This window comes from Paraburkholderia sp. SG-MS1 (genome assembly GCF_012275575.1).
In the GTDB taxonomy this organism is placed as follows: Bacteria; Pseudomonadota; Gammaproteobacteria; order Burkholderiales; family Burkholderiaceae; genus Paraburkholderia.
On record NZ_NPIH01000076.1, the window covers coordinates 1 to 209 of the forward strand.

A 209-nucleotide genomic window follows, 5' to 3' on the forward strand; every position below is an offset into this window, starting at 1 on the left:
CCCGACGGGATCGCGCCCGGCGCAACAGCGGCCATGGCGGCCTTTTCTGTGGGCGTGCTGGCCGCGGTATAGTCCGTGCGCGCCTTGGCGTTGGCCTTGTCCGCGCCCGCGACCACGTCGGCGGGCAGCGCGAGCGTGTCCGGTTTAGCGGCTGGTTTGTCGCCCGCTTTTGCAGTCCCGAGCGCGGCGGTCGCCGCGAACGTCGAGCC

The 209-nt window shown here is 72.7% G+C and carries 1 protein-coding gene; it reads right to left on the reverse strand.

What is annotated here, in order from left to right; genetic code table 11:
• On the reverse strand, positions 1–209 hold a 209-nt coding region (locus tag CIC12_RS05075; protein WP_168662753.1), incomplete at both ends, for a hypothetical protein.